The sequence below is a fragment of the Brevibacillus centrosporus genome (assembly GCF_046622605.1).
Lineage (GTDB): Bacteria > Bacillota > Bacilli > Brevibacillales > Brevibacillaceae > Brevibacillus > Brevibacillus centrosporus.
Genome location: NZ_CP176856.1, coordinates 5,074,192 through 5,095,556, shown reverse-complemented (window position 1 = coordinate 5,095,556; position 21,365 = coordinate 5,074,192). Strand labels below are relative to the sequence as shown.

At 48.1% G+C, this 21,365-nt stretch carries 23 protein-coding genes; 17 read left to right on the top strand and 6 right to left on the bottom strand.

The features are described from left to right. Positions 1–99: 99 nt before the first annotated feature. The gene (locus ACLIN2_RS25675) at positions 100–2,046 is read right to left on the bottom strand and encodes a sigma 54-interacting transcriptional regulator (RefSeq protein ID WP_411502524.1); all 1,947 of its coding nucleotides are present in this window, start codon (positions 2,044–2,046) and stop codon (positions 100–102) included. Positions 2,047–2,234: 188 nt separating this feature from the next. Between ACLIN2_RS25675 and ACLIN2_RS25670 the strand changes: the two genes are divergently transcribed. The 8 genes from ACLIN2_RS25670 to ACLIN2_RS25635 are packed head-to-tail and all read left to right on the top strand — an operon-like array spanning position 2,235 to position 9,898. Next, positions 2,235–2,870 carry an RraA family protein gene (locus tag ACLIN2_RS25670; RefSeq protein ID WP_092273083.1) on the top strand — a complete coding sequence of 212 codons (636 nt, stop codon included), beginning with the start codon at positions 2,235–2,237 and terminating at the stop codon, positions 2,868–2,870. Positions 2,871–2,903: 33 nt separating this feature from the next. Further along, positions 2,904–4,451, top strand: a complete 1,548-nt coding sequence (locus tag ACLIN2_RS25665) for a glutathione ABC transporter substrate-binding protein (protein ID WP_092273087.1) — start codon at positions 2,904–2,906, stop codon at positions 4,449–4,451. Positions 4,452–4,468: 17 nt separating this feature from the next. After that, on the top strand, positions 4,469–5,278 hold the full coding sequence (locus ACLIN2_RS25660) for a carbon-nitrogen hydrolase family protein (protein WP_092273090.1): 810 nt from the start codon (positions 4,469–4,471) through the stop codon (positions 5,276–5,278). 50 nt (positions 5,279–5,328) lie between these two features. After that, on the top strand, positions 5,329–6,249 hold the full coding sequence (gene nikB, locus ACLIN2_RS25655) for a nickel ABC transporter permease (protein WP_411502523.1): 921 nt from the start codon (positions 5,329–5,331) through the stop codon (positions 6,247–6,249). A 15-nt stretch (positions 6,250–6,264) separates the two neighbouring features. Continuing rightward, entirely contained in the window at positions 6,265–7,167 is a 903-nt protein-coding gene (nikC, locus tag ACLIN2_RS25650) for a nickel transporter permease (RefSeq protein WP_092273096.1), read from the top strand. Between the two features lie 16 nt (positions 7,168–7,183). Then, positions 7,184–8,182: an ABC transporter ATP-binding protein gene (locus ACLIN2_RS25645; RefSeq protein ID WP_411502522.1), complete on the top strand. Its 999-nt coding sequence runs from the start codon at positions 7,184–7,186 to the stop codon at positions 8,180–8,182. Continuing rightward, positions 8,163–9,128 carry an ABC transporter ATP-binding protein gene (locus tag ACLIN2_RS25640; RefSeq protein ID WP_411502521.1) on the top strand — a complete coding sequence of 322 codons (966 nt, stop codon included), beginning with the start codon at positions 8,163–8,165 and terminating at the stop codon, positions 9,126–9,128. The genes ACLIN2_RS25645 and ACLIN2_RS25640 overlap by 20 nt, the downstream gene beginning before the upstream one ends. Before the next feature lie 20 nt (positions 9,129–9,148). After that, entirely contained in the window at positions 9,149–9,898 is a 750-nt protein-coding gene (locus tag ACLIN2_RS25635) for a creatininase family protein (RefSeq protein WP_411502520.1), read from the top strand. A 56-nt stretch (positions 9,899–9,954) separates the two neighbouring features. Here the strand turns inward: ACLIN2_RS25635 and ACLIN2_RS25630 are convergent, their stop codons facing one another. Next, positions 9,955–10,350: a TetR/AcrR family transcriptional regulator gene (locus ACLIN2_RS25630; protein WP_411504598.1), complete on the bottom strand. Its 396-nt coding sequence runs from the start codon at positions 10,348–10,350 to the stop codon at positions 9,955–9,957. 154 nt (positions 10,351–10,504) lie between these two features. On the opposite strand from ACLIN2_RS25630, the gene ACLIN2_RS25625 reads away from it, so the two are divergent. From ACLIN2_RS25625 to ACLIN2_RS25600, 6 genes are all read left to right on the top strand, one after another. Then, positions 10,505–10,744, top strand: a complete 240-nt coding sequence (locus tag ACLIN2_RS25625; RefSeq protein WP_411502519.1) for an SDR family NAD(P)-dependent oxidoreductase — start codon at positions 10,505–10,507, stop codon at positions 10,742–10,744. Next, a complete protein-coding gene (locus ACLIN2_RS25620; protein ID WP_258957810.1) occupies positions 10,683–10,847 on the top strand; it encodes an SDR family oxidoreductase in 165 nt (54 codons plus the stop codon). Before ACLIN2_RS25625 ends, ACLIN2_RS25620 begins: the two co-directional genes overlap by 62 nt. Positions 10,848–12,156: 1,309 nt before the next feature. Continuing rightward, positions 12,157–12,342, top strand: coding sequence for a hypothetical protein (locus ACLIN2_RS25615; RefSeq protein ID WP_092273111.1), 186 nt, complete (start codon positions 12,157–12,159; stop codon positions 12,340–12,342). Positions 12,343–12,389: 47 nt separating this feature from the next. Continuing rightward, complete coding sequence (locus ACLIN2_RS25610) at positions 12,390–12,956, top strand: sigma factor-like helix-turn-helix DNA-binding protein (protein WP_411502518.1); 567 nt, start codon at positions 12,390–12,392, stop codon at positions 12,954–12,956. A 67-nt stretch (positions 12,957–13,023) separates the two neighbouring features. After that, on the top strand, positions 13,024–13,212 hold the full coding sequence (locus ACLIN2_RS25605) for a hypothetical protein (protein WP_092273117.1): 189 nt from the start codon (positions 13,024–13,026) through the stop codon (positions 13,210–13,212). A 370-nt stretch (positions 13,213–13,582) separates the two neighbouring features. Further along, complete coding sequence (locus ACLIN2_RS25600; protein ID WP_092273122.1) at positions 13,583–14,161, top strand: sce7726 family protein; 579 nt, start codon at positions 13,583–13,585, stop codon at positions 14,159–14,161. On the opposite strand, the gene ACLIN2_RS25595 is transcribed toward ACLIN2_RS25600, so the two are convergent. Beyond that, positions 14,091–15,227 (bottom strand): beta family protein, encoded by a 1,137-nt coding sequence (locus tag ACLIN2_RS25595; RefSeq protein ID WP_411502517.1) that lies wholly within the window; start codon positions 15,225–15,227, stop codon positions 14,091–14,093. The genes ACLIN2_RS25600 and ACLIN2_RS25595 overlap by 71 nt on opposite strands. Positions 15,228–15,374: 147 nt before the next feature. Between ACLIN2_RS25595 and ACLIN2_RS25590 the strand changes: the two genes are divergently transcribed. Then, positions 15,375–15,563, top strand: coding sequence for a hypothetical protein (locus ACLIN2_RS25590; RefSeq protein ID WP_092273128.1), 189 nt, complete (start codon positions 15,375–15,377; stop codon positions 15,561–15,563). A gap of 40 nt (positions 15,564–15,603) precedes the next feature. On the opposite strand, the gene ACLIN2_RS25585 is transcribed toward ACLIN2_RS25590, so the two are convergent. Further along, a complete protein-coding gene (locus ACLIN2_RS25585) occupies positions 15,604–15,813 on the bottom strand; it encodes an IS3 family transposase (RefSeq protein ID WP_175530572.1) in 210 nt (69 codons plus the stop codon). 158 nt (positions 15,814–15,971) lie between these two features. Here ACLIN2_RS25585 and istA point away from each other — a divergent pair, with 158 nt between their 5' ends. Continuing rightward, entirely contained in the window at positions 15,972–17,480 is a 1,509-nt protein-coding gene (gene istA, locus ACLIN2_RS25580) for an IS21 family transposase (RefSeq protein ID WP_411502516.1), read from the top strand. After that, positions 17,480–18,202: an IS21-like element helper ATPase IstB gene (gene istB / locus ACLIN2_RS25575; protein WP_411502515.1), complete on the top strand. Its 723-nt coding sequence runs from the start codon at positions 17,480–17,482 to the stop codon at positions 18,200–18,202. Before istA ends, istB begins: the two co-directional genes overlap by 1 nt. Positions 18,203–19,075: 873 nt before the next feature. On the opposite strand, the gene ACLIN2_RS25570 is transcribed toward istB, so the two are convergent. Both ACLIN2_RS25570 and glnA read right to left on the bottom strand, forming a co-directional pair. After that, a complete protein-coding gene (locus ACLIN2_RS25570; protein WP_411502514.1) occupies positions 19,076–19,594 on the bottom strand; it encodes a DUF3231 family protein in 519 nt (172 codons plus the stop codon). A 282-nt stretch (positions 19,595–19,876) separates the two neighbouring features. Further along, positions 19,877–21,295 carry a type I glutamate--ammonia ligase gene (gene glnA / locus ACLIN2_RS25565; protein ID WP_092273134.1) on the bottom strand — a complete coding sequence of 473 codons (1,419 nt, stop codon included), beginning with the start codon at positions 21,293–21,295 and terminating at the stop codon, positions 19,877–19,879. Positions 21,296–21,365: the final 70 nt, after the last annotated feature.

The window sequence follows — 21,365 nt, the reverse complement described above, 5'->3', positions numbered from 1 at the left end:
AGGGATGACCCCCATGCAAGTGTCCCTACTAACGGAGCGTTTTCTCCCTTTTCCGCCACTCCACCACAGCTTCATAAAACAGAGTATCCGTTCTGGAGATTAATACGAGATCCCCAGCTCCTTCAGCTTCCGATAAAAAGTAGTTCGCCCCATCCCCAGCTTGGAAGCGAGCATGGTCTTATCCCCATAATATTTATCGATGTACTTGGTCATGATGACGCGTTCCGCCGCGATCAAGCTCTCCCGATAGCTTTCGTGCAGGTCAAACTCCAGCTTCTGGTCGCTCCCCCCAAGATCTGTAGAGCGGTCCTCCATGCACTCACAGATGATCTCTCGACAGGTCTCATAATCCTGTACCTTCTGTGGCTCGCACAGGATAGAGAAGCGCTCCAAAATATTGTAAAGCTCGCGAATGTTCCCCGGATAGGTATACTTCTGCAGCTCTGCACACAACTTCTCGATGCAGGGCTCGATGTGATGATAGAGCTCCATGTTTTGATAGCGCAAAAACTGCTTGGTCAAAAGCGGGATATCGTCCAATCGATCGCGCAGCGGGGGAATTCGGAGCTTCAAAACGTTCAGCCGATAGTAGAGATCCGCCCGAAATTTCCCAGCTTTTACGAGAGGGAGCAGGTCCTCATTGGTAGCAGCGACGACCCGGATGTTAATCGGGATGACCTTGTACCCACCGACACGGACCACTTCCTTTTCCTGCAGAACGCGCAGCAGCCGGGCTTGAAAATGCAAGGAAATCGAGTTGATTTCATCGAGGAATACAGTCCCATTATGCGCGATCTCAAAAAGTCCCTTTTTCCCGTTTTTAGAAGCACCCGTGAATGCTCCATCCTCGTAGCCAAACAGCTGACTTTCCAAGAGGGTCTCTGGCAGGGCCGCACAATTGATGGCGACGAAGGGCTGTGGTTTTCGGTCGCTGTGGTTGTGAATGCTCTGGGCAAGCAGCTCCTTTCCTGTTCCGGTTTCTCCGATGATCAGGATCGTAGAGTCGCTCAACGAGAACCTTTTTGCGCGCTCCAGGGTTTGTCTCATGATAGGTGTGGCACTGATGATATCGGCAAAATGCGCTCTGGCTACCTGGCCCTTGGCTTCATTCTCGAGCCGGTACTTTTGCTCGATATTTTGGATGTGTGTCATGTCTTGAAAGGTGAGGACGTTGCCGATTTTGACTTCCTTTTGATAGATACCGCTTTTCGTCGTATTCAGCCGGGTTTGCTTGAATTTGATGATCTTGTCCTGAAATTCTTCCTCAGAGGCAAGCTCCTGCAGGGAAAGGGGAGAGACAGCGTCGGTTAAATCCTTGCCTACTAGATTTTCAGCAGGGAGCTGGAGGAGCTGGCGGGCGGAGTCATTGACGATCGTGATCTCGTCGCGACTATCCGTTGCGATGATCCCGTCACGTACGGAATTGATGATGGCCAGGAAGGCTTGATTGCGTTTTTCCTCTTCCCGTTTGAAATGGATGATTTCCAAAGCGCGCTCGATGGACTCGACTATGCTGTTCTCGGTGTAGATCAGCGTTCCGTGCATGCCGTATTGTTTGGCGTATCGGACAGCCAGTCCTGTGCCAATCACGGAGCCTTCTTTTTCGGAAAAATCCCTTATTTTGAGCTGCAGCTCTGGCGGAGTGGTGTAGTTGATATATTCCAGCTTGATATTCAAAAGATCCTGCAGGGTAGAGAAGTCATAGCGCAAATCCGCAAGCTCTGCCATCGCGATCGCGATCCGGTGCGAATAAGGAATGGCTTGGTTGACGGCAGCCAGGATATCGGAGGGCGTCAAATGCAGGTGAATGATCGGGATGCTGGTTTTGCCTACGAGCAGGGCTTCGATAAAGCGGCCGGTGATGATGATGTCAGTGTCGATCTTTTCGATCAAAGACAGGATGGAAGGCACTAAGCCTGGGGTATCGGCCTGATTGATTTCCAACAACTGCAAATGAACATTCAATTTGTGGGCGAGCTTCGCAGTGACACGCTTGGCGAGGTTAATAAAGTCTCCTTGTCCCACTATGGCGATCTTGGTTGTCATGCTGTTCCCTCCTGGTAGGAGATATGGCATTTGCAAATGTCTAATTGTACCTATTTTAGTACGTTTGTATCAAATATGGAACGGATCTGTCGCACTTATAAGAGAGTAAATAATATTTTCTGAATATTTAGGCCGCTGGCATGTTAGTTGCATTCCTCGATTCTAGCAAACGAAAGGGGGAGCTTATCTTGTTTACGGTAAAACCAAGAGTACAAGGGGTAACGAAAGAGGTTCTCGATCTTTATGAAACGGTCAGTCCATCGACGATCGGACATTTCACCGATTTTGGATTTCTGAATGGACTTACTCCACTGTTTCGCCCTATCCATTTGGTGGGCAATGCCGTGACGGTGCGAATTCCGCATATGGATGCGACAGCCATTCGGCATGCGCTGGATCTGGTAGAGCCGGGAGATGTCCTCGTGATCGATATGTCCGGTGACGAGAAGCGCGCATGCTGGGGGGAGTTTATGACGTATGCCGCGATGACCAAAAAAGTGGCGGGAGCCATCATCGCAGGGTGCGTAACAGATGTCCGCCCGATTATGGAATTAGGCTTCCCGGTCTTTTCGCTCGGGGTAAGTGCACTCACGACCCGTTCATTGGGAATTGAGGGAGAGGTCAATACGACGGTAAGTATTTGCGGGGTGGCCGTTCATCCGGGTGATTTGATCGTTGCCGATGACGATGGGGTATTTGTCGTCGGTCCCGAAAAGGCAAAAGAGTACGGCGAGCGGGCATTGGAAAAGCAGCAGAAGGAAGTGCAGATGCGAACAGAGCGAGGGTACGACAATCTTTTTACCTCACGAACAGCACGGACGTAAGCGCCATTCAAGATAAAAGGGGGAGATCTGGAGATGAAACAAAAGCGGTTTGGAAAATGGGCTGCACCTCTCGTATTGGCTGTCTCGCTATTGGTATCCGCCTGCGGCACGAGCGAAACATCCTCAGTCGGAGCGGAGGTAGAAGCGAAGGATTTGGTAGTAGGGCTGACGGGAGATCCGGTGAGTCTGGATCCGCATAATGCGACCGACACGATTTCCAGTCTGATTAACTATCAAATTCTGGATACGTTAGTGGCCTTCAACGACAAGATGGAGATCGTGCCCCGCCTGGCTGAGAGCTGGACGGTGTCAGAGGACGGGAAAACCTGGACGTTCAAGCTCAGACAGGGTGTTACCTTCCAGGACGGGACTCCTTTCAATGCCGAAGCGGTAAAAACGAACTTCGAACGACTAGCGGATAAAAGCAAGAAGCTGAGTCGGCGGGTTCTGATCGGCCAATTCATCGACAAAATCACGACCAATGGTGATTACGAGGTCGTCTTTCAGCTGAATACCCCGCAAGGACCTTTCTTAAATAACTTGGCAGTGACAGCAAGCGGAATCCTCAGTCCGAAATCGATCAAAGAAAACGAACAAGGAATCGCGAAAAACCCGGTAGGAACCGGCCCGTTCACTTTCAAGGAGTGGACGCCAGGAAACCAGGTGGTGCTGGAAGCAAACCAGCAGTATTGGGGCGGAAAGCCAGGAGTGAAATCCGTCACCTTTAAACCGGTTCCGGAAAATGCGGCACGCGTCATTATGCTGGAAACCGGCGAAGCTGACGTGATTGAGAAAGTGCCCGCTTCGGAATTCGAGCGGCTGAAGTCCAATGACGAGGTACAGGTCATATCCAGACCGACCAACCGGGTGCTGTACATCGGGATCAATACGACCGTGGCTCCTTTTGACCAGGTAAAGGTACGTCAGGCTCTGAACTACGCGATTGACCGCGAGACATTGGTCAACAAGCTCTACGAAGGCCGAGTGAAGCTGGCAACAGCGTCCGTGGCTGCCCAAACGTTTGGCTACAGTGATGTCGGTGCCTATGCGTATGACGTGGAGAAGGCCAAGCAGCTGCTGCAGGAAGCGGGCGTCAAGGAAGGGACCAAGCTCCGATTAATTCTGGCTGCAAACGTGATTCAGGACCGTCCGGCTGCCGAGTTCGTTCAAAACAGCTTGCAAAAAGTAGGCTTTGACGCAGAGCTGAAGATTCTCGAGTTGGGGTCCTATCTGGAAACGCTGAAGGATCCATCGACATATGAACTGTTTGTCCGCGGTGCGGCTGCTTCGACTGGAGATGCGGATTCCGTGCTGAGCGACGGTCTGTTGTCCACGAGTGCCACCAACTACTCGCATTACGCCAATCCAAAGGTCGATGAATGGATCAAAGCGGGTTCGGCCCAGACAAAGCCGGAGGAACGCCAAAAATCGTACGCTGAAGCGCTCAAGCTGATCAAGGAAGAAGCGCCGTGGATTTCCCTTCACGAGGATGTGGGGTATGTCGGCATACGGAAAAACGTAGAGGGCGTCGAGGTTCAGCCTACGTACATCTGGGACTTGCGCAAAGTGGTGAAAAAATAAGAGGAGAGTGAGCATTCATGTCCTTTCAAATCGTGATGGCCCAGCTGGGCTCGACGGATGACAAGCAGGTCAATCTGGAGAAGGCAGAAAAGGCGTTGAAAGAAGCGAAAGAGGTATACGGGGCAGATATGGTGGTCTTCCCCGAGGCGTATATGAGCTACTTCATCGTGGGTACGCCGCGAGAGGTGAAGCTAAACGACGCCGAGGCGATTGACGGACCTTTTGTAAACGCGATGTGCGAGCTGGCGCACAAGTACAGCGTGTGGATCGTCTTTGGCATGAGAGAGCGATCAGAAGACCCGGAGGATGACAGGGTGTATAACTCTGTCGTCCTGGCTGATTCGACGGGGAAGGTGGTCAGTACGTATCGGAAAACGCATTTGTACGATGCCTTCGGAGCAAAGGAGTCGTCCTCAATCAAGCCGGGGGACGCCTTGTTTCAGCCAGTGGAAACGCCTTTTGGCAAACTCGGCCTCTTGGTCTGCTACGAGCTGCGCTTTCCGGAAATTTCCCGCTATCAAGCCTTGCATGGCGCAGATATCCTGATCGTTCCTTCGGGTTGGGTGAAGGGACCAGTCAAGGAAAGGCATTGGGAGAGCCTGGTCACTGTGCGGGCATTGGAAAATACGGCGTATGTCGTCGCGTGCAATCAGGTAAACGAGCATTATATCGGGCAAAGTCTCGTCGTTGATCCGATGGGCGTAGTGCTGGCTCGCGGAGTGGAAACGGAAGGGCTGATCCCTTGTCGCGTCGATCTGGAAAGGGTGCAGGAGGTACGTGCGAAGCTGCCTTCCCATTTGCACCGTCAGCCGGAATTGTACGTCTGACGCACGGCTTGCTGTAAGAAGACCGAATCGAGAGAAAAGGAGGCGTCGAGTTGCTGGGCTATATCGCAAAACGTCTGCTGCAAATGATTCCAACCTTGATCGGTGTATCGATCCTCTGTTTTATCATCATTCATTCGGTGCCTGGTGATCCAGCCAATTTGATTGCAGGGGTGGATGCGACAGCGGAAGAGATCCAGATCGTAAAGGAACGCCTGGGGCTCGACCGCCCTTTGTATGAACAGTACGGAAGCTACGTGATGGGGCTGCTCCAAGGGGATATGGGCAAATCGCTGCGCTCGGATCGACCTGTAGCAGAAGAACTATTGACTCGTTTTCCCAGCACGATCATGCTGACGATGCTTTCTGTCGTCGTCATGGTCCTCGTCGGCCTTTTCGCAGGAATCATGTCTGCGATCAGGCCGAACAGCATGCGGGATAATGCGACGATGATGGTTTCTTTGTTCGGGATATCGATGCCGGTATTCTGGTCAGGAATCATGCTGATTCTGGTGTTTTCCTATTACCTGCAATGGTTGCCCTCGGGCGGCAGCACGCAGTTCAAGCATTACATCCTTCCGGCAATCGCGCTGGGCTTGTCTTCCTCCGCCGTTTTAGCGCGTTTGACTCGCTCCAGTATTCTGGAGGTCATTCATCAGGACTTTATTCGAACGGCACGTGCCAAAGGCGTCAGGGAAAAGCTGATCATCTACAAGCACACCTTGAAAAATGCGCTGATTCCCATCATCACGATTGTGGGTCTGGAGTTCGGACACCTGTTGGGTGGAGCTGTTTTGACAGAGACGGTATTTTCGATGAACGGAATCGGCCGCTACATCATCCAATCGATTCAGTTTCGGGATTATCCAGCCATACAAGGAAGCATTTTGTTCGTCGCTGCGATCTTCGTCATCGTGAACCTCGTAGTCGACTTATGCTATGGCGCGGTAGATCCACGGATTCGATACGATTAGAAGGAGGCAAAAGCGATGAGCGATACGGATGTCAGTGTACAGGTAGCTACCCAAGCAGCAGAAGTGTCCTATCAGCGGCGTTCGCCATGGGCCTCCATGCTGCGCCGATTTCGAAAAAACAAACGAGCACTCGTCGGTTTTTGGATGGTCGTGGTCTTTGTCGGGATTGCCGTTTTTGCACAAGCGATTGCCCCTTACGACCCGATCGAGCAAAACATGGACGTGATCCTGCAGCCTCCTTCCGCCGACCATCTTTTTGGGACGGATGAATACGGTCGTGACATTTTGTCGCGGATTATTTATGGCTCGCAAATCTCGTTGATGATCGGGATTGTCGGCGTGTTGATTTCCGTCGTCATTGGCGTAGGGCTGGGAACGGTCTCCGGCTATTTTGGCGGTCGGACAGATATGTTCATCATGCGAATCATGGATATTTTCATGGCGTTCCCCAGCTTTCTTCTGGCGCTGGCTATCGTAAGCGTACTCGGACCGGGCATGGTGAATGTCATGATCGCCATCGGGATATTCTCGGTACCGACCTTCGCGCGGATTTCCCGCAGTGCGGTCATCTCGGTAAAGAACAAGGAGTTCATCGAAGCGGCCAAATCCATGGGAGCGAGCCATGCGAGAGTGATCTTTAAGCACGTGCTGCCAAATAGCGTGGCACCGATCATCGTCTTGTCTACCATGCGGATTGCAACCGCGATTCTTACAGCCTCGGGTCTCAGCTTTCTCGGAATGGGGGCACAGCCGCCGACACCCGAATGGGGAGCCATGCTCAGCACAGGTCGAGAGTATTTGCGAACAGCACCTCACGTGAGCACGATACCTGGATTGGCGATTATGTTCATGGTGCTCGCTTTCAATATGCTGGGAGACGGTCTGCGCGATGCGCTGGATCCGAAGATGAAGCTGTGAGGAGGGGGGATCAGCATTGGAGCGCAAACTGCTAGAGATCAAAGGTCTGAAGACGTACTTTTATACGGATGAAGGGGTAGTGGCTGCAGTCGATGGCGTGGACATCAGTATTCGCGCGGGAGAGACGGTAGGGATCGTGGGCGAGTCTGGCTCCGGTAAAAGCGTAACCTCCTTAACAGCGATGCGATTGACGCCGGGTAAGGTAGTGGAAGGTTCGATTACGTTTGACGGGAAAGAAATCCTGGGCTTGTCGGAAGAAGAGATGAGAGAGATTCGGGGAAACGAGATGGCCATGATTTTTCAAGAGCCGATGACTTCTCTGAACCCCGTATTTACGATAGGAGATCAGATCGGGGAAGCGGTCCGTATCCACCGGAACTACAGCAAAGCACAGGCACGAGCGCGGGCTGTGGAAATGCTCAAGCTGGTAGGGATTCCGCGGGCGGAGCAAATCGTCGACGAATACCCGCATCGTTTGTCAGGCGGGATGAGGCAGCGGGTAATGATTGCCATGGCGATGGCATGCGATCCCAAGCTGTTGATCGCAGATGAGCCTACAACGGCTTTGGATGTAACGATCCAGGCGCAAATCCTCGATTTGATGAGTGAACTGAAAGCCTCGAAGGGAACCGCGATTCTGCTCATTACACACGATCTGGGTGTCGTCGCGGAGATGTGTGACCGGGTGGTGGTCATGTACGACGGGAGAGTGGTGGAGGAGAGCGATGTCGTCACGCTGTTCACCCATCCGCGTCATCCGTACACGCAAGGTCTGATGAAGTCCATGCCTACGCTCGACTCAGAGGAGAAGCGGCTTTACTCCATCAAAGGAAGTGTCCCTGCCCAAGGAAGCCTGCGAATCGGGTGCAGCTTTGCTCCCCGTTGCGAGCACGCGATGGCCATTTGTCGGGAGCAGTCTCCTCCTCTGCAAGAGATCGAGCTGGGCCATTTTAGCCGTTGCTTTCTGCATACATCAGCGGAGGGGAGGACAGGGCATGAACCAGCCGTTCATTGAAGTGAAGAATCTAAAAAAGTACTTCCCGATTAAAAAGGGCGTTTTCAGCCGTACTGCCGGGCATGTAAAGGCGGTAGACGGTGTCGATTTTTCTATTTACAAAGGGGAGACCCTCGGGTTGGTCGGAGAAAGCGGCTGCGGCAAATCAACGACGGGGAGATTGCTTCTGCAGCTTCTAGCGCCGACAGAAGGCGAGGTCAGATACGAGGGGAAAAACCTGGTAGGGATGAATGCTTCTGAGCTGCGGAAAATGCGCAGGGATATGCAGATGGTTTTTCAGGACCCGTACGCCTCCCTCGATCCTCGGCTGACCGTAGGCGATATTATTGCCGAGCCGTTGGAGATTCATCAGATGGCGAGGGGAAAGGAAAAGGACCGCCGGATCGACGAGCTGTTGAATGTCGTAGGCCTTAGCAGCTACCATGCGAAGCGGTACAGCCACGAATTCAGCGGAGGCCAACGCCAAAGGATCGGGATCGCCCGTGCGCTGGCACTCAACCCCAAGCTGATTGTGGCAGATGAACCGGTCTCTGCATTGGACGTATCCATCCAGTCGCAGGTCATCAATCTGATGCAGGATCTACAGGAGCAGTTTGACTTGACCTATTTGTTCATCGCGCACGATCTCAGCGTCGTGAAGCACATCAGCAACCGGATCGGTGTGATGTATCTGGGGAGGATTGTGGAGCTGGCAGACAAACGCGAGCTGTTTGATTCCCCGCAGCATCCCTATACGCAGGCATTGCTATCGGCAGTGCCCACTCCCAATCCGTTAGCCAAGAAAGAGCGGATCGTTCTTCGCGGAGATGTGCCAAGCCCGGCTAATCCACCTGAGGGGTGCACGTTTCATCCGCGCTGCCCGGCAGTCATGGATAGATGCAAAACCGTGAAGCCAGTGTTTCAAAATCGGGACGGCCGCTTTGTCGCCTGTCACTTGTATGAATAGCAATAGGGGGGAGATCTATCATGGCTGTGGCAACGAATCGAATGAAAGAAATGAGCTGGACGACGTTTCTGGAGCGTAAAAAGCAAACAGACTTGGTCATCATCCCAACAGGAGCTTGTGAGGTGTACGGCCCGCATTTGCCGATGGGCTCGGATATGCTTGTCGCCACGAAGCTTGCAGAGCTCGTCGCTGAGCGCGTGCACGCAATCATCGGACCCTCTTTGGAGGTAGGAGATTCTTCTGCGCTCGATGACTTTCCAGGGACGATTACGATTACACCAGATAGCTTCAAAGGCTATCTGAAAGATGTGGTAGACAGCCTGGTCAAATGGGGCTTTACTAACTTCCTGTTTATCAACGGGCATGCAGGGAATGTGGCGATGGTGAATCACGTCTCCCAAACGCTGAGGGAACGCCCACAGCTGCGATGCGCGCAGATTGACTGCTGGCGATTTATCAAGGCACAGGATCAAGGGATCGTAGAGTCGGGAGAAGTCGCGCACGGCCACGCCGGGGAAGCGGGAACGTCCGTCCTGCTTTACCTGTATCCGGAGCTAGTCGATCTGGTGCAGGCGGTAGATGAAGTGCCGAAGCAGAAGGATTCGTTCCCCGATGTGATCAAATACGCCCGGTACGGTACAAAGACAGAATTAGGGACGATTGGCTATCCCAGTCTGGCGAGTCGTGAAAAGGGAGAGGCGCTGATTCAGAGGTCAGTCGATCGCATTTCTCTTTTCTTGCATGAAACGTGGAATGTCTCTTACAAATGATGAGTGGAAAACAGAGAGCAGCCGTTTCTCGGGAACGAAACCGAGAGACGGCTACTCTATTTAATAAACGGATTATCCGCATATGGCCCCAGAATAGCCACCCGCAAGAGCTGCGTAGCCATGTATTTGGACGTGTACGGCATGTTCTTTTCAGACAGAAAGACCTTGTACAGCTTGGCATTCTGCGAAATATGCTCAAACAGGTAGACAAATTTGTCATGCGGCTGTTCGCTGTGAATGTCAAACGTCTCTTGCTTGGAATAGGAGAGGTTCATACTCTCCACGAGATCCAGCAGGATTTCCTGTGAGCTTTGCTCCAGCAGATCGAGTTTGTCGCGATAGTGCAGGTAAAAGGTGGCGCGATTTTGCGTCGCTCTTTTTGCAATGTCCTGAACGGTAATCTTTTCATAGCCTTGCTCATGAATCAATTCCACCAGCGCATCTCGGAGCATTTGCCGAGTACGCATCACGCATTTCGTCGACACAAACCTGCGATGTGACGATAAAACAACGGAATGCAGAGACGTGTTGGTTGCCCGAAAGTAGCCGATTGCTTTAATTATATGAACAAATGCAGGTATTTCTAGTCCGAACACCATTGCCAACATGGAGATGTCCGAGTGGAATAAAGTCACGGATATCAACCTCAACGGCTGCGTGATCGGGATGATGTACGTGTTTTCGGAAATGCAAAAAGCGGGCGGCGGCTCTATCATGGCCGGGACCAGTCCGTATACGGCAGCCAAAGGTGCCCTGCGCGTCCTGTCCAAATCGGCTGCCGTCGATGGAGGAAGGAGGCGCGATTCCGTATTATCAAGCGCACACCCAGCTCCCTTATTTCGGTGAGCCGGAAGATATTGCGTATGGAGCCCTCTATTTGGCGTCCGACGAATCTCGCTTTATGACGGGTGCAGAGCTGGTGATCGATGGCGGCTGGACTGCCCTGTAAATAAAACGGATAGAACCGTTCCAGTTGAAAAAAGCCAATCCTTCCGATGTGGAAAGGATTGGCTATCTGTATACGTTCGAGTAAAGCAGTGTTTTTCTTCATGAGAAACCTCCCTTCCCTATATCTTCCAATATGGACAGTATAGGAGGAAGTGGAATCGAAGGGCAACCAATGCTTACGTATTTCATGTTGCTACAGGGAGATATTTTTGTGGATGAATTTCTTTTCATTTCTACTTAAAGAGGCTTCCCAGAAAATAAACCGGTACGTTTTTCTTGAGTACGTGGATGCTCCGCATATTTGATCCCATTGTTTCGTACCGCAATTCGCACAGCGATATCTTCGGCGGTGTACCTGAACCATCAAGGTGTTGTTGTTTATGTAGTCTTGATAGGTATACACTCTCCTCTCATCCTTATGAAACTTTTGACACCCGCATGAATAGCATTGCGAGGGAGGGATAATACGTGGAACGGAGTGCTCCATGACAAGTCATCTCCTCAGAATGGTACATATGATTTGTGAAATAAGTGCAATTGTTATATTAATATCGTTAGTATAGCGCGGTAAAGTGTTAAATGTTTGAAAAGGTAAGCACTTTTGAAATATCCCCACTTGATACAAAAAAAGAAGCCAACTCTTCCATGGGAGAAGAGATTGGCTTTTTCCAATTGGAAAATTCTATATAGATGGAGGATATAACGGTGGATTATCATGAAACGAATTGTATAAAAAACAAGAGATCCTAGTGCAGGATCCCGTTGGTTGAAAATTGGTAATTTGCTTGCCATTAATCTAAACTTTAATAGCTAATGCGACCCATTTTACTTCCAGATGAATCGCATTTCGGGCATTTTGTACTGAAGATTCCTTGGTCAGCGCATGTGCCGCAGAAGAATGTTTTACATTCAGAGCATTTGTATATTGAAATCTCTTCTTCATTGCAACCACAATTCATGCAAATGGAAAATTTTTTACATTATCTTACCTCCCCAAGGGAATAAATGAAAAGTACATGCTTGCTTCAATATCATTATTCGAGTTGATGTAAAATATCCCCGAGAAAGAGGTGTAAGAGTCGTCATCATCGAGGATGGAAATGTCGTGGAGAGCTGCAAGCTTGAAGCTCATCACAGATTCACAATCATTACCCAGGATGATAAGCTACTCGAGACCGAAGAGACCAAACGTAAACGATACCGCAAAGCCTAATAAAGAGCCTGACTGAAAAGCAAAGGGCGTCAGAATGTTCACCCAATACGGGTGTGTTCTGGCGCTCTTTTTATTTTGCCTGAGAGGTGGAAAAGCCATGGCGAAGATCCGGGACATGCTGAAGTTCAAGAAAAAGAAAAAGAACGATCCAATCAGCTTTGAGGAGCATCTGGAGCGTGCCAAAGAGCGTCAACGCAAGCAGCCACCTGACAAGCCGGCCGAAGTGCTGTCAATCGAGCAGCTGCGCAGACTGATGGGCGATACAGGGTCAAGGCAGTTTTGAAGGACAAGGGTAACAGACGTAAATAAACGCGCTGGGGAGGGGTTCTCATGCACGATCTGTTGAAGAGCTACAAAGAGATCAAAAAGGCACTGAAACGCATGCAAAGCGAACTGAAGGATTCTGTCGATGCTATCCGAGTGGTTCGTCTGGAAGAGGCAAAAAGGATAACAGGAAGAGAAAAGGCTGTCTGTAACGGGGATGAAAATAAAACCGAGCGCCAGATCATAGGTGAAATGGTTGGTGACACGGAATTCGTAATAGAATGGCTGGAGACAGGGCGTTGTCCAGGGAATAAAAGGGGGATCGAACGGCGAGCTGCATATGAAAGGAAGAAATTGATGGACCCAGTGCGCATGCAAGGATTCGTCTCGCGGAGCACCGCAGGGAGCCCTTGTAACCTGACTGATTGGCAGAGGTTTCAACTGGCAGACGCTTTGTCCTGCCTCACGGATCGCGAGCGGGAATGCTACGTGCTTACGCATGGCGAGGGATTCTCCTTCGAGGATACAGCTCGCCTGCTGCAGATCACGAAGAGCAGCGTGCAGACTTTAGTCACCCGCGCGCAGTCAAAAATTTCAGAGCGAGTTACAAACAGCCTATTCTTCGTTGGATAGGTTGTTTTCTTTTTACAATTAAAGGGAATGGGACAAGGTGAGATTGAACTGTAAAAGGAGTGGGAAAATGGAGCCGATTCTTGACCTCATGGTGGGAGGCATTTTTAAATTTATATTATGGGTGCTAGTGCCGTTGCTTTTAATGACTGTAATTTTCGGTAAAGTTCTATTCCGGCTACCCAAGCCGATTAGAGCAATCATTTATCTTGGTGCGGGATATGGTTGCTGGTTTCTTTATGCTCAATATGCAATATAACGGAGGACTTTATGGGATTAGATCTACGAGTAAATGAGCCTTGGTCTACAACAGGGGCTTGGCAATTGGCTGTCTTTGCAATATTACTCTGTGCGGTCTTTACAATCATTTATACGGTCGTGCCAAGATTTCTAAGAGGAATTTGTAACGCAGCTGCCATGTTAGGTGGAATATACCTTTTCGCGAAATGGATTAGCTGAGACACCTTGAATTTGTCATACGAAAGCCCACTATATGTGAAAGGACTTTTTCTTTCGCGAACCCCTCCATTATCGCCTCGGAAACGGGGCGAGAATAATTTTAGGCAGGAATATACAGACAAACGTCAAAGTATACTAATGCCAAGAAACTAAGGAACGGGATGTAAGTAATGGAAAAGTTAAAGGACGCTGATGTACGAGAGGTCCTTCTCGAAAAATTACAAGTGAAACATGGGGAAGAACCAGACACACTTATAATTAACGAGATGGGAGTCTGCCTTGGGCAATCACGAGTTGATATTGCGGTGGTTAATGGAGTAATTCATGGATATGAAATAAAGAGTGAGAGTGATACCTTAAGTAGACTGCCGACCCAGATGCTTGATTACAACAAGGTCTTTGATAAAGTCACAATTGTCACTGCCGATGATTACTTGGAAAAGGTAAAAGAGATGATTCCTGACTGGTGGGGTATCATCGTCGTTACGAACAAAAAAGGGCAGGCAAGAATGAAGTATGCCAAAAGGGGAAGGAAAAATCCTTCGCAAGACCCTTATTCTCTTGTGCAATTACTCTGGCGTGATGAAGTATTGACTCTCTTAAAAGAAAAGGGCCTGCATCAAGGAATATTGAGCAAGCCCAAAAATGTGTTATATGAGAGACTAGTGGAGAAAATCCCTATGGTTGAATTGAAGCAACTGGTGAACCAGACGTTGAAGAGCCGTGAAGGTTGGCGAGTTCGTGAATAACAAAAGTAAGGTGATGATTAACTGTTGCACGACGCCAAGTTTCATGACTGCCTGTACCTACACCGTTTTGTTGATGCGCACAATCAAAAATATACTGATCCCCATAAGAGTATCCTGCACCGCTATAGCCGGGATGTGCGACAACATCCTGTGCTAATGAAATATATTGCTGGAATCCACCAGGACCTCTAGTTGTAGCCCCTCTAAAAATTAGATACTTGTCACGGACGGTGTAGCGAATAGTGGCAGCTACTTGCATGATTGAAGGGTCGAATTCTCCATATGTGGGATTGCTAATTGTATAATCACCAAATGTGGGAATCCTGCCCAAACCATTTTTGAATTTAATAATTAGTTCGTATACGTTCCATTCAACTCGTTCAATTCCCATTAAGGTATTCGGCTTCATCCGTAGAATTGCTGGCATCGAAGTGCCGATGATACTAAAGGTGCGCCATTGGGTTAAATGCGGAAATTGAATGATGTTTAGTATCAACTGAGAATAAGCTGTTGAGGAAGTATCTCCCCCCATAAAGTCGTGATCAAGTACTATATCAACGTCTTTAGGGGTTAAGTCCATGAACGTTAATAATCCGTCAATATGGGAAGTGAGGGTATTTAAATCGTTCAAGTCACTTCGCTTTACGCGCAGGCAAAAGCCCCGACCATAATGATTAGTAACGTTTTTTAACGCGTCAAAAAAAGGGTCGTAGTGTTCAAGGTTAGCGACGGGAATTGCTTTTGTTCCATAGCTTTCAATGTCATCAATGACGTATTCCAAAAAGTGTTGACCATTACTCATTGAAAGTTGTTCATCAACCTCTAATTGTATACAATCGATAAAAACTGGAGTGGGGAAATTCCAAGCCTGAGTTACGTCCTTTCCAATTCCATTTAATTGTGCTCCTAGTTTTGAAGTCCGATCTTCATCCTCGCCATAGGATATTGGTGGGATTTCTAATAAAGGTGTCATGTTTTGTTTAAGTGGTTGGGCAAGAAATTCCAGAGCCTTTTGCTCACCTCTCTTCCACTTCAGAACAGGTACATAGTGTTTGTAGTCAAACATGGCAATTTCAACCTCCTACGAATAATGTGAATCATACTATTCGTTCTCTTATTTGGTATATTTATCCTGTTGGTTGTCGGAAAATGTCGGTCGAAAGTTGTAGGAAAGAAGTCCTTTCTGCCGGAATTACTGGCAGGAGGAGATCATATGCTTGAAATTAATCAATGGGATTTAGTGGCCGGAATCTTTAATGGCATGTTCCTATTTGGAAAAGCTTTTGTTTCAGCGATGCCTTGGTATGGTTGGGTGATTTTTGGCGTAGGTGCATTAGCGAAATATGTCGACAAAAAGCTTAAGATTTTAGATAGGGTTCTTACAAAAGCATTCTCATTGTGAACTGACCCCTGTCAAGTAGACAGGAAATAAAAAAGAAACTCTAAGCAACCTGAGTTCGGAATTCATACGGACTCAGGTTGTTTAATTTTTGCTGAAAACGCTCACGGTTGTAGAAATGGATGTAACGTTTGGCTTCACGTTTCACTTCGTCAACTGTACGGAACGTACAGCGGTTAAAGCACTCGGATTTAAAATGACTAAAGAAGTTCTCCATACTCGCATTATCCCAGCAGTTTCCCTTTCGGGACATACTGACTGTTTATGGCAGACTAAAAATGTAGGTTATGGCAGTTAATTTATGCAGACCCGTAGGGGCTGCATAAATTAAAAAAACCACTTGCCAACGTCCCCTTCTCAAAATACACTCCCAGTTGGGCAAACTGACGACGGGAGGTATAAAGTTAGGAGATGTTAGCAGTGGCAGAAATTAATTATATCAGGCATGAGGCAAACAAAAAAGGACGAGCTTATAGCAAGATTGCAAAACAAATGAATCGGGATTCGAGGACGGTTCAGAAGTATGCAGAAATGGATGATTTCAATCTTCAAGAAAAGCCCAAGCAAATTCGAAAAGCAAGGGTCATGGAACCAGTAAAACCGATTCTTGATCAGTGGATCAAAGAGGACTTGAAAAAGAAAAAGAAGTTCCGAAGAACAGCACAACGCTTGTATACACAATTAGTGGAAGAACACCAATTTACAGGATCATCTCGCTCTGTCAGACAATATGTTTCTCAACGAAAACACCAGTTAGTAGAGACAAGTGATGCTGCGGCATTGCCATTGGAGACGAAACCTGGATCAGCACAGGTTGATTTCGGAGAAGCACCATTTAAATATCTGGGGGAAAGTGTTACCTTGCCATTTCTCGTTCTCTCATTTCCTCATAGCAATACGTTTTACTTCCAAGTTTTTCAGTCTCAGAACCGAGAATGTTTTCTGGAGGGGCTAAAACGTATCTTTCACTACATAGGTGGCGTACCTAAGGTGATTCGTTTTGATAACTTATCACCAGCGGTGAAAAGAATCATGCCGAACGGTCAGCGGGAGTTGACAGAGGAATTCCAAAACTTCGTTTTTCACTATGATTTTGAATACGAGTTTTGTAATCCCGGTAGTGGTAATGAAAAAGGTCATGTGGAGGCGATGGTAAAGTACATTCGCAACAACTTTCTTCTGCCAGAGCTACAGATACACAGTCTTGATCAGCTAAACGAAACCCTGTGGAAAAAAGCCGAGAAAGATCGGGAGCGACCTCATTATGTAAAAGAAACGATGCTTTCCGAATTATATTTGGCAGACAAGGAACACCTTCTTCAATTACCTGCCAAAGAATTTGATTGTATCCGATATGAACGAGTAAAAGCTGATAAATACGGATATATCCGAGTCGAAAATAAACTCTACTCAACGTCTCCTCGTTTTGCCAAATGTACGGTTTTGGCAAAGATCTTATTTGATCGAGTGGATATTTTAACGGAAGAATATGAGCTGATTGTGCAGCATGCTAGGCTGTATGGCAAAGAGCCAAAATCAGTGATTTGGCAGCCATATTTGACATTGATGGCAAAACGGCCAACTGCCATTAAATACACAAGTTTTTATGAACAATTGCCCATCGAATGGCAAACCTATCTCTCGAATTGTACAGTCCCAGAGAAGCAAGAAGCTCTCCAGCTGCTATCCGTCATTCTAAAGGACGATGATATGAAAATACCTACGCAAGCTTTGCAGCTTGCCTCCGAGAATGGCCACCCATCCGTTGATTCTATTAAGCAGATCTATTATCAACTCATCAATGGTCGTGGACAAAGGGATACCATTCAACCGAAAGGTTTTGTTCCTGCCGTTCCAACTGCCACTAGAGGATTAGCCCATTATAATGAATTTTTTAAAGGAACGGGAGGTCATCACTAGTGGAAGCATTGATAAAGGAATATGCAAAGCGTCTCAAGTTGAGTTGGGTTCGGCAACATTACCTGGAGATAGAAGCGAAAACAAATGAAGAGTACTTACTCAGAATCTTAGAAAGAGAGCTACAACAACGAGAAGAACGAAAAATCAATCTGCTTTTCAAGCAGTCTTCCCTGCCAAGAATAACAGGAAAGCCATTTGAATGGGGCCATATTCAGATGGGACAAGGTCTCACGCAGGACCATATTCTTCATGGTGGATTCATAGAGGAGAAAGAAAATTTGATCTTTTATGGCGGTGTGGGAACGGGAAAAACGTACTTATCAACTCTCATTGGCTTACATGCCATTCAGAAGCAGGGAAAAAAGATTAAGTTCTTCACTGTCGCTGGATTAGTCAATCGGCTGTTAGACGCTCACGAGACCGGCTCGTTGAGCCGATTCTTCAACCAGATTGAGAAGTTAGATCTGTTAATACTCGACGAGCTGGGGTATATTCCCTTACACAAACAGGGAGCAGAATTGCTTTTCCAGATTATCTCCATGTGCTACGAAAGAAAGAGCATTATTATCACGACCAATCTACAGTTTGGCCAATGGAATCATATATTTGGAGATCCTATTTTGACAGAGGCAGTAATCGATCGCTTGATTCATCACTCTCATTTGATCGTCTTTAATGGAGAAAGCCATCGGTATAAAGAATCGCTACTACACGGCAAATAATTTAGGGGTTGGCAAGTGGTGCATTTTTAATTGCCATTTGCTACATTTCTTACTTGCCAAAAACAACATACTGACTACCATCTTGTATTTCTTAATCAGGTTGTTATATGGACGGGATGTGTATTGGAATCCTTGATCACTATGAAGGGGGAATGTAAATTTTTTTGTGTAAATGGGTTTTTAACAGGCGGATGGTTACGACAACGGCTTTACATGGAGAGGCAGGCATGATAGGCTCGTTTGCCATGCGATGCATAGGCAAGTTAACGACATACCTTCATTGCACGTACCAAGTGAAGGTATCAGCGCGTGACAGGTTTCTTTTGATATTTAGTGCCACTCGAGACTACGAATCTCATCACAGGGTTGTTGGGAATAAACGACCCACCTTGTAGGGTTGCTACGAAGGTGGGTGTGGGGTTCGTTACTCCGTCTACGGCTCACTCTTCAGGGATTCAATCCAATCCGCATGACAGGAATCACACAAAAGTTCGTCGCGATCCTGTTTACCTTGGAAAAACGTGATTTGGCGGACGCTGTCTGTTTCTTGTTCACAGTAAAAACAGCGATATTTCACCAATTCAATCCCTCCTCGAATCGTTTCAAGAGTAACGATAGATATCTTCTCCATCTATATTGTTGCGTAATACATAAGGGTAATATTTGGTGGGTAACGCTTCCATTGCTCAACTACGAAGAAGTTCCTAAGCGCTATGAGGATGGAACGTGTAGAGCTACAGCAAAAGCATCATATGAATTATTATAAAAAACTTGGCCAGGCCCAGGTTTGATTTGTTGCTAACTTCCTTTCCTTTCGTGGAAATTCAAACCCCCCTCTAAGGAAGTGGGTCTTAGAGGGGGGAAGCCCTTAACTCAAGCGTGAACGAGCTCGGGGGTTTGTAAATGAAGTGGCGGTGGCACTAACCATCCTTTTTCCTTATTGATTCTTAGAAGTCTACCACCAAACTGAGCTTTTGCCGTGTGGAATTGACCAAACATCATCCCGATATCTTCTCGGATGGCTTGCCCCATGATTTGGCTACACGTTATCAAGCCAGCTGCAATATCTCTGGAAACACCGGCTGCAATTTCTGGGTCATTGAACCGGGCGCCAACCGGTATGCTCTCTAGGTTCGCGACAGGGCGTTCAGGTGGGGATGGAGGTAATCCAACGCTGTTAACCTTCAGAAGATCCTCTACCTGACGGATTTCCTGCCTCATACTTTGGGTAAGGTCTTCCAAAAAGTTTTTCAAGTCCTTATCACCAGTATGGTTGATGAACGTCTGATAACCCACAAGCAGTCCTTTTGTGGTAGTGAGATAACTCCATATACCAAAGACTTCGCCATAGTGCATGGGTTCATTTTGAGGATTGCCACTTAAAATTCCCATTAACGACCTCCCAGAAATCATTAGTGTTGTAAGGTCCATAAGTTCTCCTTGCTTTTCATTTTGACCTATCTATCATTGTTCGTCGGGAGAAGAGAATTTAGTAAGGGAATTTCAAGCAACGTTTTCGTAAAAAAGTCAAGCGAGGGGCAAAAAAAGAAGCCAACTCTTCCATGGGAGAAGAGATTGGCTTTTTCCAATTGGAAAATTCTATATAGATGGAGGATGGAAACTTACTTCAGAACTGCCGCCGGCTAGAAGAAACCGGATGATACTGCTTGCTTCTTACAGGTCGTAGTACAGCTCGTATTCTTTCGGATTCACGGTGCGCTCCACTTGTTGGATTTCTCCGCGCTTCAGAGAGATCCAGCCTTCGATCAGTTCTTTCGTGAATACGCCGCCTTCCAAGAGGAACTCGTGGTCAGCTTCCAGAGCGAGCAATGCTTCTTCCAGAGAGCCTGGGGCGCTCTTGATTTCGTGCTTCTCAGCATCGGACAGGTCGTAGATGTTTTTATCCATAGGACCAAAGCCCATTTCGCGTGGGTCGAGCTTGCGCTTGATTCCGTCCAGACCAGCCATCAGCATGGCAGCGAATGCCAGGTAAGGGTTAGCAGTAGAGTCAGGCGTACGGAACTCGATACGGGATGCTTTTGGTGTAACAGCAGCTACCGGGATGCGGACTGCAGCAGAACGGTTACCTTTGGAGAAGACCAGATTTACTGGAGCTTCATAGCCAGGAACCAGACGTTTGAAAGAGTTGGTGCTTGGGTTGGTCAAAGCGATCAGGGCAGGTGCGTGGTGCAGAATGCCTCCGATGTAGTGCAGAGCAGTTTCGCTCAGGTTTGCGTAACCACCTTGCTCGTAGAAGAGAGGGGTGTCGCCGTTAAACAAGCTTTGGTGAACGTGCATGCCGGAACCGTTGTCGCCAACGATTGGCTTTGGCATGAAAGTAGCCGTTTTGCCATGTTTGGCAGCTACGTTGCGCACGATGTATTTGAACAGCAAGAGATTGTCAGCAGTACGAGTCAAAGTGTCGAAGCGGAAGTTGATCTCGCCTTGACCAGCAGTAGCTACTTCATGGTGATGACGCTCAACATACATACCCGCTTGGGTCATCAGGGTGCACATTTCGTTGCGGATGTCTGCTTGCGTATCTGTAGGCTGTACAGGGAAGTAACCGCCTTTGTTGCGCACTTTGTAGCCGAGGTTTTGTCCTTCTTTCCCTGTGTTCCAGAAGGCTTCCTCCGAATCGATATGGAAGAAGGAGCCGGATGGACCGGAATCATAGCGTACGGAGTCAAACAGGAAGAACTCGGACTCAGGACCAAAGTAAGCCGCTGTAGCTACACCCAGTTGTTGCAGATAAGCTTCTGCTTTCAGCGCGATGCCGCGTGGGTCGCGATCGTATGGAGTATAGTCAGGGTTTACGATGTTACATACGATGTTCAGCGTTTTCGCTTCTACGAAAGGATCGATGAAGGCAGTTGCCGGATCAGGCATCGCCACCATGTCGCTCTCTTCGATGGATTTGTAGCCAGTCAAGCTGGAGCCGTCGAAAGCAACACCGTTGCGGAAAGTTCCTTCGTCAACTGCGTAGGCAGGGACGGTGACGTGATGCTGGCGGCCGAGCATGTCGACGATGCGGAAGTCAACGTATTCGACTTTTTCAGTGTCAATGGTGGACAAGACAGATTTCATATCCAAGAGAAAACACTCCATTCACGAATTATTTTTATTTGAAGAAAAGTAAAGTTCGTTTTTTAATGTTATTTTA

Coding starts and splice junctions, on each gene's coding strand:
- ACLIN2_RS25675 (WP_411502524.1), bottom strand. CDS start 2,046: ATGACAACCAAGATCGCCATAGTGGGACAAGGAGACTTTATTAACCTC.
- ACLIN2_RS25665 (WP_092273087.1), top strand. CDS start 2,904: ATGAAACAAAAGCGGTTTGGAAAATGGGCTGCACCTCTCGTATTGGCT.
- ACLIN2_RS25660 (WP_092273090.1), top strand. CDS start 4,469: ATGTCCTTTCAAATCGTGATGGCCCAGCTGGGCTCGACGGATGACAAG.
- nikC (WP_092273096.1), top strand. CDS start 6,265: ATGAGCGATACGGATGTCAGTGTACAGGTAGCTACCCAAGCAGCAGAA.
- ACLIN2_RS25640 (WP_411502521.1), top strand. CDS start 8,163: ATGAACCAGCCGTTCATTGAAGTGAAGAATCTAAAAAAGTACTTCCCG.
- ACLIN2_RS25635 (WP_411502520.1), top strand. CDS start 9,149: ATGGCTGTGGCAACGAATCGAATGAAAGAAATGAGCTGGACGACGTTT.
- ACLIN2_RS25630 (WP_411504598.1), bottom strand. CDS start 10,350: ATGCTCCGAGATGCGCTGGTGGAATTGATTCATGAGCAAGGCTATGAA.
- ACLIN2_RS25625 (WP_411502519.1), top strand. CDS start 10,505: ATGGAGATGTCCGAGTGGAATAAAGTCACGGATATCAACCTCAACGGC.
- ACLIN2_RS25620 (WP_258957810.1), top strand. CDS start 10,683: ATGGAGGAAGGAGGCGCGATTCCGTATTATCAAGCGCACACCCAGCTC.
- ACLIN2_RS25615 (WP_092273111.1), top strand. CDS start 12,157: ATGGCGAAGATCCGGGACATGCTGAAGTTCAAGAAAAAGAAAAAGAAC.
- ACLIN2_RS25610 (WP_411502518.1), top strand. CDS start 12,390: ATGCACGATCTGTTGAAGAGCTACAAAGAGATCAAAAAGGCACTGAAA.
- ACLIN2_RS25605 (WP_092273117.1), top strand. CDS start 13,024: ATGGAGCCGATTCTTGACCTCATGGTGGGAGGCATTTTTAAATTTATA.
- ACLIN2_RS25600 (WP_092273122.1), top strand. CDS start 13,583: ATGGAAAAGTTAAAGGACGCTGATGTACGAGAGGTCCTTCTCGAAAAA.
- ACLIN2_RS25595 (WP_411502517.1), bottom strand. CDS start 15,227: ATGTTTGACTACAAACACTATGTACCTGTTCTGAAGTGGAAGAGAGGT.
- ACLIN2_RS25590 (WP_092273128.1), top strand. CDS start 15,375: ATGCTTGAAATTAATCAATGGGATTTAGTGGCCGGAATCTTTAATGGC.
- ACLIN2_RS25585 (WP_175530572.1), bottom strand. CDS start 15,813: ATGTCCCGAAAGGGAAACTGCTGGGATAATGCGAGTATGGAGAACTTC.
- istA (WP_411502516.1), top strand. CDS start 15,972: ATGTTAGCAGTGGCAGAAATTAATTATATCAGGCATGAGGCAAACAAA.
- ACLIN2_RS25570 (WP_411502514.1), bottom strand. CDS start 19,594: ATGGGAATTTTAAGTGGCAATCCTCAAAATGAACCCATGCACTATGGC.